This is a genomic window from Psychroflexus aestuariivivens (genome assembly GCF_004010055.1).
Classification (GTDB): Bacteria; Bacteroidota; Bacteroidia; order Flavobacteriales; family Flavobacteriaceae; genus Psychroflexus; species Psychroflexus aestuariivivens.
In genome coordinates, this window is sequence record NZ_RQVT01000049.1 from 1 (window position 1) to 14408 (window position 14408).

16 protein-coding genes are annotated in these 14408 nt (G+C 34.3%); 11 read left to right on the top strand and 5 right to left on the bottom strand.

The features are described from left to right. On the bottom strand, positions 1 to 2208 hold a 2208-nt coding region (locus EIG86_RS08545; protein ID WP_192901722.1), incomplete at its 3' end, for a proprotein convertase P-domain-containing protein. Between the two features lies 1 nt (position 2209). Continuing rightward, complete coding sequence (locus EIG86_RS08550; protein ID WP_127845760.1) at positions 2210 to 2659, bottom strand: hypothetical protein; 450 nt, start codon at positions 2657 to 2659, stop codon at positions 2210 to 2212. Between the two features lie 145 nt (positions 2660 to 2804). Between EIG86_RS08550 and folE the strand changes: the two genes are divergently transcribed. The 6 genes from folE (at position 2805) to EIG86_RS08580 (ending at position 7136) form a co-directional block, all read left to right on the top strand. After that, positions 2805 to 3482 carry a GTP cyclohydrolase I FolE gene (gene folE, locus EIG86_RS08555; RefSeq protein ID WP_127845761.1) on the top strand — a complete coding sequence of 226 codons (678 nt, stop codon included), beginning with the start codon at positions 2805 to 2807 and terminating at the stop codon, positions 3480 to 3482. A gap of 3 nt (positions 3483 to 3485) precedes the next feature. After that, the gene (gene cysS, locus EIG86_RS08560; protein WP_127845762.1) at positions 3486 to 4985 is read left to right on the top strand and encodes a cysteine--tRNA ligase; all 1500 of its coding nucleotides are present in this window, start codon (positions 3486 to 3488) and stop codon (positions 4983 to 4985) included. 3 nt (positions 4986 to 4988) lie between these two features. Beyond that, the gene (gene yidD / locus EIG86_RS08565) at positions 4989 to 5228 is read left to right on the top strand and encodes a membrane protein insertion efficiency factor YidD (RefSeq protein WP_127845763.1); all 240 of its coding nucleotides are present in this window, start codon (positions 4989 to 4991) and stop codon (positions 5226 to 5228) included. A 57-nt stretch (positions 5229 to 5285) separates the two neighbouring features. Further along, complete coding sequence (lgt, locus tag EIG86_RS08570) at positions 5286 to 6107, top strand: prolipoprotein diacylglyceryl transferase (protein ID WP_127845764.1); 822 nt, start codon at positions 5286 to 5288, stop codon at positions 6105 to 6107. Next, positions 6100 to 6579, top strand: a complete 480-nt coding sequence (locus EIG86_RS08575) for a DUF192 domain-containing protein (protein WP_127845765.1) — start codon at positions 6100 to 6102, stop codon at positions 6577 to 6579. The genes lgt and EIG86_RS08575 overlap by 8 nt, the downstream gene beginning before the upstream one ends. Positions 6580 to 6776: 197 nt before the next feature. Next, positions 6777 to 7136 carry a CoA-binding protein gene (locus EIG86_RS08580; protein WP_127845766.1) on the top strand — a complete coding sequence of 120 codons (360 nt, stop codon included), beginning with the start codon at positions 6777 to 6779 and terminating at the stop codon, positions 7134 to 7136. Here the strand turns inward: EIG86_RS08580 and EIG86_RS08585 are convergent. Beyond that, positions 7092 to 8546, bottom strand: coding sequence for a sodium:solute symporter (locus EIG86_RS08585; protein WP_127845767.1), 1455 nt, complete (start codon positions 8544 to 8546; stop codon positions 7092 to 7094). The genes EIG86_RS08580 and EIG86_RS08585 overlap by 45 nt on opposite strands. Before the next feature lie 85 nt (positions 8547 to 8631). Here EIG86_RS08585 and recR point away from each other — a divergent pair, with 85 nt between their 5' ends. The 3 genes from recR (at position 8632) to EIG86_RS08600 (ending at position 11771) form a co-directional block, all read left to right on the top strand. Further along, on the top strand, positions 8632 to 9249 hold the full coding sequence (recR, locus tag EIG86_RS08590; RefSeq protein ID WP_127845768.1) for a recombination mediator RecR: 618 nt from the start codon (positions 8632 to 8634) through the stop codon (positions 9247 to 9249). Between the two features lie 6 nt (positions 9250 to 9255). After that, positions 9256 to 10368 (top strand): glycosyltransferase family 2 protein, encoded by a 1113-nt coding sequence (locus tag EIG86_RS08595; RefSeq protein ID WP_127845769.1) that lies wholly within the window; start codon positions 9256 to 9258, stop codon positions 10366 to 10368. Positions 10369 to 10445: 77 nt separating this feature from the next. After that, complete coding sequence (locus EIG86_RS08600) at positions 10446 to 11771, top strand: dihydrolipoamide acetyltransferase family protein (protein ID WP_127845770.1); 1326 nt, start codon at positions 10446 to 10448, stop codon at positions 11769 to 11771. A gap of 75 nt (positions 11772 to 11846) precedes the next feature. On the opposite strand, the gene EIG86_RS08605 is transcribed toward EIG86_RS08600, so the two are convergent. After that, positions 11847 to 12749: an FKBP-type peptidyl-prolyl cis-trans isomerase gene (locus EIG86_RS08605; RefSeq protein ID WP_127845771.1), complete on the bottom strand. Its 903-nt coding sequence runs from the start codon at positions 12747 to 12749 to the stop codon at positions 11847 to 11849. 68 nt (positions 12750 to 12817) lie between these two features. Here EIG86_RS08605 and EIG86_RS08610 point away from each other — a divergent pair, with 68 nt between their 5' ends. Beyond that, entirely contained in the window at positions 12818 to 13198 is a 381-nt protein-coding gene (locus tag EIG86_RS08610) for an RNA-binding S4 domain-containing protein (RefSeq protein WP_127845772.1), read from the top strand. A 20-nt stretch (positions 13199 to 13218) separates the two neighbouring features. Continuing rightward, a complete protein-coding gene (locus tag EIG86_RS08615) occupies positions 13219 to 13719 on the top strand; it encodes a phosphoribosyltransferase family protein (RefSeq protein WP_127845773.1) in 501 nt (166 codons plus the stop codon). Here the strand turns inward: EIG86_RS08615 and EIG86_RS08620 are convergent. Further along, positions 13713 to 14246 (bottom strand): shikimate kinase, encoded by a 534-nt coding sequence (locus EIG86_RS08620; protein WP_127845774.1) that lies wholly within the window; start codon positions 14244 to 14246, stop codon positions 13713 to 13715. The genes EIG86_RS08615 and EIG86_RS08620 overlap by 7 nt on opposite strands. Between the last annotated feature and the right edge of the window lie 162 nt (positions 14247 to 14408).

A 14408-nucleotide genomic window follows, 5' to 3' on the forward strand; every position in this document is an offset into this window, starting at 1 on the left:
TCCGTATACTTCTGAATCGTTCTGAGTTAAATCAAAACTTTGAGTGAAAGTGAAATCACCACATTGGTCTAAATCCACAGTATTGACAACCTCAGGTGTAGGGAAAGCTTCGATGGTAAAAGTATAAATAACAAAACACAGCTCTTCTTCAGGATCTAGACTGGAGACCTTTACAAAAATTGTTTGTGGATTTGAAGTATTTGTATAACTTTCTGGATTAGGAATACTATTATCGCCATCTATAGCATCTTGCTCTGAAGTAAAATAATTTACAGCAAAATCTGAAGAATCCAAAGCTCCTAAAGCATTAGTATCATTTTGAGTTAAATCAAACTCTGTGAATTCTTCACCTGCCTCTGTACATTGCTCTAAATTATCCAATTCTGCATCGTCATCAAGAGTGACAGTATCAAGCAGAAAATCGCCTATTTCATAGCATTGTCCGTTTTCATCTTCAATCCTAATAAAAACAGTATAAGGCAAAGAAGGAGGAATAAATGCTTCTGGGCTGTTAATTTCTGGTGTCCCTGATTCTGCATCCGCTTCAGAATTATGAAAAGACACTTGAAACAAGTCAGGATCTTGATCGCCTAGTGCTGCAAGCTCATTTTCTGTTAAGTCGAACTCAGGAATTGTAGTTTCGTCAGGCACACATAAAATAATATCATTCAAGTTTTGGATTTCAGGATTCTCTAGAACATTTACACAAACCACCTCTTCATGCATGCAATCAAAATCATCTTCAATAACATAAGTATAACAGTATTGTCCAGCTTCATCTTCAGAAATATCAATAATATCGCCTTGACCTTCAAATCCTACCCAATAAGAATCCACAATTTGTGGCTCAAACTGAGCATCTGGAGGCACAATATTTGGATCAAAATTTAATCCCCACTCAAATATGTAACCATTATCTGAGCCTATATTATCAGTAACAGTTATACACCATTGACCGTTAAGTGAGTCTCCTATAAAATTATTAAAATTCCCAACTGGCAGGTAACTTCCAGCTGGTAAAGATTGACCAAATCCAGGTAAAGCATCTGCCATTGTTTGAGCTGCAGATTCAGTCCAAGAATAGGTATAACCTATACCAGGGCTTAAGTCAGCATCATTGTCAATAGGTTCACCAAAAAAATTACCACCTCCAGATTGAGTAAAAAGAAAAACCTCGGTACCATTAGGACTTGTAATTGAGATATCCAAATCCCCAGTATACGAATGTTCAATATTAGCAAATACATCAACTAGATCAGAAGTACTTTGAACAACTTGACTATCTGCAAAACATTCAACTGTTATACATGTTTCGTAAGACACACCATTACCATCAGGTAAAAATGTTTGACCACTTACAGGCGGCGTACATTCTTGTTCAAATTCAACAGTTTGTGCTTCACCTATTAATTGAAACGGATCCCCCTCGCAAACTTCATTAACAGAGGCTTCAGTACCTGTAAAATCAGGCTCTGTACCTACTTGTAAAAATACAGTTTTAAAATCATTAGACTCTGGGCAAAACTCATAATCAACTGTCAAGACTACTTCAACGAAATCTGGTCCGCCAAAAGTATTTGTTATTGTTTGCCCTTCAAACTCCTGACCATTCAATGTCCAAGTATAAATTGCAGGTTCTCCATTATCATTAGAAAAAACACCATCACCAACAAATGTAATAACTTCATCTTGACAGACTCTGTACAAGTCATCTTCTACTTGAACAGATGGCGAAATTGATACAATATCAGCCTCAACATCTGGGCATGGCTCTCTACAAGAAATCTCAGCAGCCCAACCAGAATTTTCAAAAGAAAAATCTGAATCAAACACAAAAGTTAAGCATCCTGTTGGATTATCGTCACTTGCAGTAAATACGAGAGCATCTTCTCCTGCAGAAACTTCATCTCCAGTTAGAGTTACTAATTCTGGATCATTATCAGGGTCGTCACCGTCATAAATTGTCAAAAAATCATTGTTATTAGTAATGATAAACTCCGTAAAAGATATTACAGATTTTAAATCTGGATCATCTGGACATATTGTAAAAACAAAGTTCTCATTGGCAGAATAATTACCATCAGCCCCGCCAGAATCGAAAAAACTTCCTTCGCAGGCCTGGATACTACCGTTTTCTATAGTAAAATCTTGACTATAACCAAGTGAGGTAAAGATTAAAAGTATAAGTAAAGATGAAAATACCTTCATATTAATTAATGTTTTGAGCTTTGATAATAATAAGAAAATCATTGTTTTCTGTTATAATATATTGATTCCTATCTAATCCATAAAAATCAATATCATATTTTAGAGGATTAAAATTAGACGGCATAAACGCAACATCTCTTGTAAGGTTGTTGACATAAGCAGTATTAAGGTCATAATCTGATAGTTTATCAAAAGATTCAGCTTTTTGATTTAAATCAGATGTCATAGATTGGAACTCTACCCTCTCATTCAACATTTTTTTTATGCTTTTATAGCGTAGGGGTTTTGAAAACACCAATTCATCGGCATATTCTCCATAAACCTCCTCTATGAATTGATCATACTTATCTGGATTAGGTTTATGAACTTCATGACCAGTTTGAGCAATTAACATATTAGCAAATAAGCCAACAACAGTCATCAAAACGATTTTAGTATAATTTGTGAGCATTTTTTAATAAATTTTAAGGGCTAAAATTAATAAATTAATGTCAAAGCTAAGTTAATTATCAAGATAAAATTGATTAATAAAGTTTACTATTCAAGAAAAATTGCTAAAAACCTTATCTTTGCAAGTTCAAATTTCATATTCAAGAATGAACGATAATAAAAACATGGACAATGTTGATGAAATTGGAGACAATCATATTTCTTCTTCAACAGATAATCCTATGAGAGACGATGCTTTTGAGCTTTCTAATGCAGAAAAAGTAGAAAAAATAAATCATCATGTTCACCAAATCATGGAAACATTGGGTCTCGACATGACTGACGACAGCCTAAGAGGCACGCCACAAAGGGTCGCTAAGATGTATGTAAACGAAATTTTTTCTGGTCTTGATCCAAAAATTAAACCCAAGGCTTCCACTTTCGACAATCATTATAAATATGGCGAAATGCTGGTTGAAAAAAACATCACCGTATATTCTACCTGCGAACATCACCTACTACCAATTGTTGGTCGTGCGCATGTCGCTTATATTTCTAGCGGAAAAGTCGTAGGTTTATCAAAAATGAATCGAATCGTTAATCATTTTGCCAGACGCCCGCAAGTACAAGAACGTTTGACTATGCAAATCGTCGAAGAATTGCAGTTGGCGCTTAACACGAAAGATGTCGCCTGTATTATTGACGCCAAGCATCTTTGTGTGAATAGCCGTGGCATCAATGATATTGAAAGTAGCACTGTAACTAGCGAATATGGCGGAAAATTTAAAGACGAAAACGTTAGAAAAGAACTTTTAAATTACATTCAACTCGATACTAAATTTTAAAATATGCCTTTGTACGACGATCAAAAATTAAAAATATACAATTCAATTTCAGGACAAAAAGAAGTTTTCAAGCCTCTAACTGAAGGTTATGTTGGCATGTATGTTTGCGGCCCAACCGTTTACAGCAACGTACATTTAGGTAACTGTAGAACTTTTATTTCATTTGATCTCGTTTTTAGGTATTTAAAGCATTTAGGCTATAAAGTTAGATATGTCCGAAATATCACCGATGCTGGACATTTGGAAAATGATGGTGAAGAAGGCGAAGATAGAATCGCCAAAAAAGCCCGTATCATGGAATTAGAACCCATGGAAGTGGTTCAAAAGTACAGCACAGATTTCCATCAAATTTTAGAAAAATTCAACAATATTCCTCCAAGTATTGAGCCTACTGCGACTGGTCATATTATTGAACAAATAGAAACCATCAAAACAATTATTGATAAAGGTCTTGCCTACGAAGTTAATGGAAATGTGTATTTCGATGTGATGAAATATCACAATCAAGACGACAATCATTATGGTAAACTTAGCGGCAGAAAACTGGAAGATTTAATATCTAACACCAGAGAATTAGCTGGACAGTCTGACAAGAGAAATCCACAAGATTTTGCACTTTGGAAAAAAGCAGAACCACAACATATCATGCGATGGCCATCACCTTGGGGCGTTGGTTTTCCTGGTTGGCATCTGGAATGCACTGTGATGAGCACAAAATATTTAGGCGAAAGATTTGATATTCATGGTGGTGGCATGGATTTGAAATTCCCACACCACGACTGTGAAATTGCACAAGGCAAGGCTTCAACTGGAGAAGACCCTGTTAATTATTGGATGCACGCCAATATGTTGACGCTCAACGGCAAGAAAATGGCCAAAAGTACTGGCAATAATATTCTGCCCAGAGAATTGTTTACTGGTGACAACGAAAACCTGTCTAAATCTTATGAAGCCTCGATGGTTAGATTTTTTATGCTTCAAGCCAATTACAGAAGTATTTTGGATTTTTCTGATGAAGCACTTTCTGCAGCTGAAAAAGGATTTCATAAACTCATGAGTGCTATTTCAGATTTAGATCAAATTGAAACTTCAACGCAAAGTGATTTTGACGTTGAATCTTGGCGACAAAAATGTTACGACGCAATGAATGACGATTTCAATAGTCCAATTCTAATTGCAAATCTTTTTGAAGCGGTTAAACAAATCAATACCATCAAAAGCGGCAAAGCAAAAATTTCTAAAAAAGATTTGGAACTATTGAAGCAAAGTTTACAAGATTTCACTTTTGATGTTTTGGGCTTAGAAAAAATTGAAAATATTCAGAATAGTGACGGAAACGAAAGTGATTTTGAAACTTTAATTGCTTTTTTAATTCAAATTAGAGATCATGCACGACTGAATAAAGATTTTGAAACTAGCGATAAAATTAGAGACAAACTTTTAGAAATGAATGTTGAACTCAAAGATTCTAAGGACGGAACGAGTTTCACCATCAAAAAGTAGAAGATGATTAAAAAGATATTGGTATTTCCTTTTATTGTATTGATTAAGATTTATCAATTATTTATTTCGCCACTTCTTGCTTCAAGTTGTCGTTTCCAGCCTACATGTTCGCATTATGCTTTGGAAGCTTTTCGAAAACACGGTTTGCTAGAAGGCTTAATTTTGAGTACAAAACGAATTTCGAAATGCCACCCATGGGGAAGTTCAGGCTACGATCCGGTGCCAGATAACAAAAGAAAATAGCTGTTTCTATCTTCAATTTCGCATAATAATTATCTTTACCACTCAAAAATGTACACTATGTTTCAAGCCATCACTTGGGATCCTTCATTAGGACTCGATTTAGGTTTTATATTTATCAGGTATTACAGCCTGATGTTTTTAATCGCTTTTGCTTCTGGATTCTACCTGATGAAAAAAGTCTTTCTGCACGAAGGCGAATCTTTAGAAAAACTTGACAAACTCCTCATTTACACTGTCATTGCCACATTGTTGGGTGCAAGACTTGGACATGTAATCTTTTACCAGCCTGAGTTGTTTACCGAAGATCCGTTGTCGATTATTCTGCCTTTCCGTTTTGTACCAGAAATCGAATTTACTGGTTTTCAAGGTTTGGCAAGTCATGGCGCAGCGATAGGAATTGCAATTGCGATGTACTTTTTCAGCAAAAAGGTAATGCAACGCCATATTTCATGGATTCTAGACAGAATTGTGTTGCCGATTTCATTAGGTGCTGGATTTGTTAGAATCGGGAATTTTCTAAATTCAGAAATCGTTGGTAAAGCTACCGATTCGGAATTTGGTGTAATTTTTGTTCAATTAGGTGAAGACTTTGCCAGACATCCAGCACAACTTTATGAATCTGTTTGTTATTTTGTACTCTTTTTGATTTTGTCAATTCTATATTGGAAAACTGAAATCAAACGCAAAAAAGGCTTTTTGTTTGGTTTGTTTTTCACTTTACTCTGGACGATTCGGTTTGTGGTGGAATACGTTAAAGAGCCGCAGGTTGCTGAACGTGCCGATTGGCTTTTCAACACTGGCCAATTATTGAGTTTACCAATGATTCTTACTGGTTTAATAATTATTTATTTAGCTTTGAAAAATGCGAAAGATGAATAGTTTGAAAGCATTAATTATAATTTCGATTGGCTTGTTTTTTTATGCTTGCAAGACAGAATCTAAATCAGAAAATTTAAACAAACCAATTACATTTCAAAAAGACACAAGTTTAGTTTTTATTCAAAACAAAGACACTTTATCGCCAGTTTTCGACACTGAATTGGCAGATTCTGACTATAAAAAAGAAATTGGCTTGATGCATAGATCGGAGATAGAAAATAACCAAGGCATGCTTTTTATTTATGAAGATGAAAAGCCACGCCCCAATTTTTATATGAAAAACACGCTTGTTAGCTTAGATTTGATTTATTTGAATTCTAATTTTGAAATAGTAGATTTCAATTTGAACACTACACCTGAGGATGAAAGTTCTATTCCTTCTGAAGCACCCTCAAAATATGTTTTGGAGGTGAAAAGTGGTACCGTCGAAAATTTGAATTTAGATAAAAATACACGTGTATTTTTAAAATAAAAAAAGGTAGCGAGTTATTTCGCTACCTTTTGTAATCTAAATTTAGGCTAATATTTAAGAGGCTAATCCAAATTTCGTCAAATTTATCTTTGTTATATAAACGAGGAAAATGACGGAATGTTACGAAAGTTAACAGACTTTAACAGTTTGACGCTCAATTCATAGGAGCAATGAAAACACAAAAAAATATTTCTTTAATGAAGAAGACACTTATTATTGGCGTTTCGGAAAACGAAAACCGTTATGCTAACAGAGTCATGAAAATTTTAATAGAAAAAGATTATGAAGTCATTGCAATTGGCAAAAAGCCGGGAGAAGTTTCTGGGGTGAAAATTAGAACAAAAACAATAGATATAGAAAATCTACACACTGTAACTTTATACATTAGTCCTGAAATTCAAAAAGAATACTATGATTACATTATTGCCCAAAAACCAAACCGAGTGATTTTCAATCCTGGCTCAAATAACAAAGAATTTCAAAAATTACTTGAAGCTGAAGGAATTCAAGTTTTAAATTCTTGTAGTTTGATTATGCTTACCGCGGATTATTACTAAACCTAAAAAAGTCAAAAAGCCGTTTAGGATCAATACAAAGAATCCAAATTCAAAAGTGAAATACCACAAACTAAAACCACTTATTGCGTAAGTTAAAATCGGTGAAAGTATTGCTATCAAAGGAATCCAGCGATCTTTTGCGGTCCATTTGGTAAACAATCCAAAGCTATACAAGCCGAGCAAAGGTCCGTAAGTATAACCAGCAAATTGAAATAATTTGTTGATGACACTTTTGTCTTCTATGGCATATTTGAAAATCATCATTACCAAAATCAAAACAATTGAAATCAGAATGTGAATTTGTTTTCTAATTGTTTCTTGGCGTTGCTCGGTATATTTTTTTTGAATATCCAAAATATCGATACTTATCGAAGTGGTTAGCGAAGTCAACGCGCTATCCGCACTCGAATAAGCGGCTGCTATCAATCCTAAAATAAAAGTAACTGCGACCGCAATGCCCAAATGTCCCGAAGTTGCAATGGCTGGAAACAAATCGTCTTTGGTAGCGGTAATTCCTACCAAGTCTGCATAATCGGTCAGTAGCAAGCCAAGTAGCAAAAACAAGAAATTAACTACGGTAAGAACTATTGTGAACCAAAAAATATTTTTTTGCGCGTCTTTCAAAGTTCGACAAGTCAAATTTTTCTGCATCATATCTTGGTCAAGCCCAGTCATAACAATTGCGATAAACATCCCTGAAATAAACTGTTTGAAGAAAAAATCTGAACTTTTGACATCATCGAAAAAGAAAATCTGAAAATTTTCGTGAGTTCCCAAATAATTCCAAAGTCCATCGATTTCTAAAGCATCGGAAATAAAATAAATTGAAATTCCTAAGGCAATCAACATAAATAAAGTCTGCAATGTATCCGTCCAAACAATAGTTTTGATTCCGCTTTTGAACGTATAAAGCCAAATTAGCAAAATGGTAATTGTAACTGTGACGTAAAACGGAATGTTCAATTCGTCAAAAACAATCAATTGTAAAACGTTGGCAACTAAGAATAAACGAAAACTCGCTCCAACTATTCTAGACAAAATGAAATAAGACGCTCCTGTTTTGTATGCATTATCGCCAAATCTGGATTCTAAATATGTATAAATTGAAGTCAAATTCAATCTGTAATACAAAGGCATTAGCACTAAACTAATAACAGCGTAACCTAATGTATAACCTAAAACGACTTGAAAATAGCTGAAACTATTGAATTCGACAGTACCAGGAATAGAAATAAAAGTCACACCACTTAGTGAAGCGCCAATCATACCAAAAGCTACCAAATACCATGGCGATTGTTTGTTTGCTTGAAAAAACTCTTTGTTATCGCCACTTTTGTTTGTCAAAAAGGAAATTAAAATAAGCACTACGAAATACGCAGCCACTAATAACAAAACCTGATAAGCTTCCATACAAGAATTTTAGAGAGGCGAAAATACAAATGTTTGTATAATATTTTTTAGAAAAGGAAAGTCAAAAATTGTATTTTCGCAAGCTATGGAATTTTCTTCAAAATTACTGGAAAAAGCAATAGCTGAAATTTCACTTTTGCCTGGCATCGGCAAACGTACAGCCTTACGCTTAGCACTTCATTTGCTAAAACAACCCCAATCTCAAACTACAGATCTGGCGAGTGCTATAGTCGACTTGAAAACCAAAATTAAACTCTGCAAAAACTGTCATAATATTTCTGACACAGAAGTTTGCGAAATTTGCAACAACCCCTCTAGAGACAAGTCAGTGGTATGTGTTGTAGAAGATATTCGCGATGTCATGGCGATAGAAAACACCGAACAGTACAAAGGCGTATATCATGTTTTGGGCGGAAAAATTAGTCCAATAGATGGCGTCGGTCCGCAACAACTAAACATCGCCTCTCTGGTTGATAAGGCTAAAAATGACGAAATCAAAGAAATTATTTTTGCTCTTAGCAGCACGATGGAAGGCGACACCACAAATTTTTATATTTACAAACAAGTTCAGAGTTTGGAAATCAAAACCTCTACAATAGCTCGAGGGATTTCTGTTGGCGATGAACTAGAATATGCCGATGAAATTACGCTTGGAAGAAGTATTCTACAACGTGTTCCTTTTGAAAATTCACTTAAAAACTAAATAAATTTGAAACTTTCTGTTGTCATCCTGAACTACAAAGTTCCTTTCTATTTGTTACTTTGTCTTGACAGTGTAAAAAAGGCAACCGCTAATATTTCTTCTGAAATAATTGTCGTTGATAACAAATCTGAAGACGAGAGTTTCAACTTGGTATCCAAATATTTCCCTGAAGTTATTTTCATTCAGAACACAGAAAATCAAGGTTTTTCGAAAGGAAATAATTTAGGCGTTGCCAAAGCCAAAGGTGAGTTTTTGTGCATTTTGAACCCAGACACAATCGTGGCTGAAAATTGCTTTACCAAATTGCTCGACTTTCATAAAAGGACAGAAAATGTTGGAGCAATTGGCACGCAACTCCTTGATGGATCAGGGCATTTTTTACCAGAAAGCAAACGCTGTATCCCTACTCCAAAAGTGGCTTTGGAAAAACTTCTGGGAATTTCAAAGAATTATTACAACCAAAAAATAGAGACAAATGAAAACGGCAAAACAGAAGTTTTAGTCGGTGCATTTATGTTTTTAAAAACTAGTATTTACAGAGAAGTCAAAGGCTTTGACGAAGCTTTTTATATGTATGGCGAAGATATCGATTTGAGTTATAGAATTTTGAAAGCTGGCTACCAAAACTACTATGTTGGTGATATCAAAAATATTCACTTCAAAGGCGAAAGCACCAACAGAGATGATGTGTATTTGCAAAGATTTTACGAGGCAATGTTTATTTTTTATCAAAAGCATTTTAAAAATTCACTGCAAAGTTTTTTAGTGAAATTCGGTTTGAAATTCGCAAAGACAATGAATAAATTTAGCCATAATAATGTAAAATCTGAAACAATTTCCGAACATTATATTTTATTTTCAAATAACAAAGAATTGAAAAATGATCTCGAAAAAAGCCTTCAGAAACCACTTCAAACTGAAATGGAATTAGATATAGAATATTCAAATTCATATCTTATTTTTGATGCAGAGAGTTTATCTTATAAAGATATTATTTCGGCAATGCATAAGTTGAAAAATCGTAAAAACAAATTCAGAATTAGACCAAGTTTTTGTAATTTCATCCTTGGCAGTGAACACAGCAAGTCGAAAGGCGAGGTTCTAAAATTCAATTTATGATAAGAATCTGAATACAAGTGGCTAAATTTTATTAAATTCGCAATTTAAATTTCAAAAACACCTTTTAGGTTAAAAATATGGCAAAAATAGAATTAAAATTACCCAAAATGGGCGAGAGTGTTGCCGAAGCTACAATCACAAGTTGGTTGAAAGAGGTTGGCGATACCATAGAAGCAGACGAAGCCGTGCTAGAAATTGCTACTGACAAAGTAGATTCGGAGGTTCCTAGCGAGGTTGACGGCGTTCTGGTTGAAAAACTTTTTGAAGTAGATGATGTTGTAAAAGTAGGACAAGCTGTTGCTATTATAGAAGTTGAAGGCGAAGGTGAAGGTGATAGCGAAGAGGATGATGATTCTACTTCAACTACAGAAGAAAATGCAGAAGCCGTTCAGCAAAGTATTTCTGAAGCTGAAAAAACTACTAAGCCCGCAGCTGATTTTTCTGAAAGTTCACGTTTTTATTCACCATTAGTTAAAAATATAGCTAAAGAAGAAAATGTTTCTTTAGAAGAATTGGAGAACATCAAAGGTTCTGGCTTAGATGAGCGTGTAACTAAAGATGATATTTTGGCTTACGTTGAAGACAAAAAAGCTGGCAAAACAACGCAAGCAAAATCTTCAGCTCAACCAGCAACTTCTCAAAAGGTGCAAACCGCTGCAGCACCAAAAGCTGATGCTCCTGTAAATGTAAATGCCGAAGATGAAGTTGTGGAAATGAGTAGAATGGGTAAACTTATTGCCAGTCATATGGTTGCAAGTACACAAACTTCTGCTCACGTACAATCTTTTATTGAAGTCGATGTTACAGATATTTGGAATTGGAGAAATAAACACAAAGATGCCTTTCAAAAACGTGAAGGTGAGAAGCTGACCTTCACTCCTATTTTTATGGAAGCGGTTGCTAAAACAATCAAAGATTTCCCAAATATAAATATTTCAGTAGATGGCGATAAAGTAATCAAGAAAAAGCACATTAATCTAGGTATGGCAGCAGCTTTGCCTGATGGAAACTTAATTGTGCCTGTGATTAGAGATGCAGACCAGTTGAATTTACTGGGAATGGCTAAAAAAGTTAATGATTTAGCTAATCGCTCTAGGATAGGAAAACTGAAGCCTGATGAAACCCAAGGTGGAACTTATACCGTTACGAATGTTGGAACATTTGGTAGTGTAATGGGTACGCCGATTATTAACCAACCACAAGTTGGAATTTTAGCTTTGGGCGCTATTAGAAAAGTTCCTGCTGTTATAGAAACACCAGAAGGAGATTTTATTGGTATAAGATACAAAATGTTCTTATCGCATAGCTATGATCATCGTGTTGTAAATGGTGCTTTAGGAGGTCAGTTTATCCAAAGAGTGAAAAAATATCTCGAAGAATTCAATACTGACCAAACAATATAGATTATCAAAATAATGTAATAAAGAAGCCTCGTTTAATATTTAAACGAGGCTTTTTTAATACTATGTTTTAGTCTGTTACTCAGGGTAAGTTTCATCTAGATAATCTGGTATACCGTTGCCATTGGAATCTGGCAAAATGAGATTTCCGTCGTCATCAAACTCTATTTCATCTGCAGTTGGCACGCCATCTCCATCGTCGTCTGCATCTGTAAAGTTAGGGTTTCTATCATTGTCAGTATCATCATCACCAACTCTTCGGTTGTCATTGATATCTTCTAACCATGAAGGAACTCCATCCCGATCGTGATCCGACTCTTTTGAACTATAAAGCTGAAAAGTAAAGATTAAAGGATCATAAGATCTAATTTCTGAACCGACAGGAGGAGTTGCAAAATACCCGATTCCAGAAGGAATAAATACTGCACCTATGCCAAAATCGTCATTAAAATCTATAGTACCATCTTCATTTTCAGTAAATCCAGAACTTCCTCTAAATTCCCCCATCACTTCATAAAATCCTCGTAAAGTTACTGTAAGGTCAAACCAAATAGGATTCGGTGCATTATCAAAAGAGCTTTTATCTAAAAGTCTACCATTGAAAGTCAGAAAAGTAGAATCAGCAAATTTTGGTTGTCTTGCAGTTTCGGATCCTTCTCTGAGCTTTAAATAATATAATTTATATTCAATACCACGTTGCTCAACGGTTTTAGATTCTAAAAACTCTGATTCCATAATTGGAGATCTATCAGCATTTTCACCATCAATGGTATCAAAAACTATTTTTTGAAAGTCAGGATTTTCTGGATTGTCTTGGAATTCATAAAAATGGGTTTCCAAAAAATCTTCAATTTCAATCATATTTTCGTCTTTGACAACTTCTGGATCTCTTGTCACCACTTCTCCTGAACTATCATCATCATTGTCACAAGACAAAAAAATCATCATCAATGCAATCAGTGGAATTCTAAATATTTTCATTTAACTCTAATTTTTGGCGCAAGATACAATTTTCTTATATTTTTGTTTAGTATTAAAATTTCAAATTAATGAGAGTTGACAAGTTTTTATGGCATGTGAGATATTTCAAAACCAGAAGCATTGCAACCAATGCTTGCAAAAAAGGTCATGTAAGAATCAACGGCGAAAGTGTGAAAGCTTCAAGAGAAGTTTTTCCTACTGATAAAATTGAAATTAGGAAAAATCAAATCAACTACAAAATAGAAATCTTGGACATTCCAAAATCTCGTGTTGGCGCAAAACTAGTTAATATTTATTGTCATGATATTACTCCAAAAGAAAACTTAGAAAAACTAGAATTGCTAAAATATTCGCAAGATTATTACCGCAAAAAAGGCACTGGTAGACCTACTAAAAAAGACAGGCGGGAACTTGATGATTTAAAAGAAAATGCAAAAGACGATATATAATTCAATCTTATCAAGATAATATGGCTACAAATAGAACTTTGATTTTGAATGCTGAAGACATTAAAATCAAAATAAAACGCATTGCTTTACAAATTATAGAAAATAGCATTCATGAAAATGAAATCGTCATTGCTGGTATTGCAAAAAACGGTTATATTTTAGCAAAACTCATCGCTGAAAACATTAAAGCCATATCTGATTTGAAAATTCAAATATGTGAAGTCACAATTGATAAGAAAAATCCTTTAGAAAATATTGAAGCAAGCCTTAGTCCTGAATTTTACAAAGATAAAACATTGATACTTGTGGATGATGTTTTAAATTCAGGAACGACTTTAATCTACGCTTGCAAATATTTTCTTGAAGTTCCGCTTAAGCAATTTAAAACAGCCGTACTCGTCGATAGAAATCATAAAAAATTTCCTATCAAGGCCGATTTCAAAGGTATTTCGTTGTCAACATCACTCAATGAAATGGTTGAAGTCAGTTTTGAAAACTCACCAAAAGCAGAACTTTATTGATTTTGACTTTTGACAAGTTGAATTAATTTTTGTTTAGATTCTTCAATATTTAAATTCGAGATTTCCAAAACTATATCTGCCTGAAAATAGAATTGTTGTCTTTCAAACAAATGCTTTCTTACAAATTCTTCGAATGCATTCAAATCGTTGTAATGTGCGATTAATGGTCGCTTTTGCCGCTCTAGAAACAGCCTTTCGGTAAGAATTTTAAGATCTAATTTCAGGTATATCGAAAGTAAATTTTTTGTTGTTGAAATCTGTGACATATTATTGGCATAAACTGGAGTTCCTCCACCTAAGGATAAAACAAAATCAGATTTGTCTTCTAAAATTTCATTCAGGTATTGGGTTTCTATTTTCCTAAAATATATTTCACCCTTAGTTTTAAAAATGTCTTTTATACTAGCGTCCTCTTTATTCTCAATATATCGATCTAAATCAATAAAATTAAGACTTAGCGCTTCTGCAAGACTGCGCCCTAAGCTGGTTTTACCAACTCCCATATAACCAAGTAAAACAATTTTCATAAGGTTTGTTTGAACAATTTAAAAATGTTTCAAATTTAATTTATTTTTCCTTGATATAATCGTAGAAGATATTATATTTGCACCCGCAAAAAGACGCACAGATCTGGTAGCTCAGTTGGTAGAGCATCTCCCTTTTAAGGAGAGGGTCCTGGGTTCGAGCCC

Excerpts from the sequence above, each read along its gene's own strand:
- EIG86_RS08585 (WP_127845767.1), bottom strand. The coding sequence starts at position 8,546 with ATGGAAGCTTATCAGGTTTTGTTATTAGTGGCTGCGTATTTCGTAGTG.
- recR (WP_127845768.1), top strand. The coding sequence starts at position 8,632 with ATGGAATTTTCTTCAAAATTACTGGAAAAAGCAATAGCTGAAATTTCA.
- folE (WP_127845761.1), top strand. The coding sequence starts at position 2,805 with ATGAACGATAATAAAAACATGGACAATGTTGATGAAATTGGAGACAAT.
- cysS (WP_127845762.1), top strand. The coding sequence starts at position 3,486 with ATGCCTTTGTACGACGATCAAAAATTAAAAATATACAATTCAATTTCA.
- EIG86_RS08600 (WP_127845770.1), top strand. The coding sequence starts at position 10,446 with ATGGCAAAAATAGAATTAAAATTACCCAAAATGGGCGAGAGTGTTGCC.
- EIG86_RS08605 (WP_127845771.1), bottom strand. The coding sequence starts at position 12,749 with ATGAAAATATTTAGAATTCCACTGATTGCATTGATGATGATTTTTTTG.
- EIG86_RS08580 (WP_127845766.1), top strand. The coding sequence starts at position 6,777 with ATGAAGAAGACACTTATTATTGGCGTTTCGGAAAACGAAAACCGTTAT.
- EIG86_RS08620 (WP_127845774.1), bottom strand. The coding sequence starts at position 14,246 with ATGAAAATTGTTTTACTTGGTTATATGGGAGTTGGTAAAACCAGCTTA.
- EIG86_RS08550 (WP_127845760.1), bottom strand. The coding sequence starts at position 2,659 with ATGCTCACAAATTATACTAAAATCGTTTTGATGACTGTTGTTGGCTTA.
- EIG86_RS08615 (WP_127845773.1), top strand. The coding sequence starts at position 13,219 with ATGGCTACAAATAGAACTTTGATTTTGAATGCTGAAGACATTAAAATC.
- EIG86_RS08575 (WP_127845765.1), top strand. The coding sequence starts at position 6,100 with ATGAATAGTTTGAAAGCATTAATTATAATTTCGATTGGCTTGTTTTTT.
- lgt (WP_127845764.1), top strand. The coding sequence starts at position 5,286 with ATGTTTCAAGCCATCACTTGGGATCCTTCATTAGGACTCGATTTAGGT.
- yidD (WP_127845763.1), top strand. The coding sequence starts at position 4,989 with ATGATTAAAAAGATATTGGTATTTCCTTTTATTGTATTGATTAAGATT.
- EIG86_RS08610 (WP_127845772.1), top strand. The coding sequence starts at position 12,818 with ATGAGAGTTGACAAGTTTTTATGGCATGTGAGATATTTCAAAACCAGA.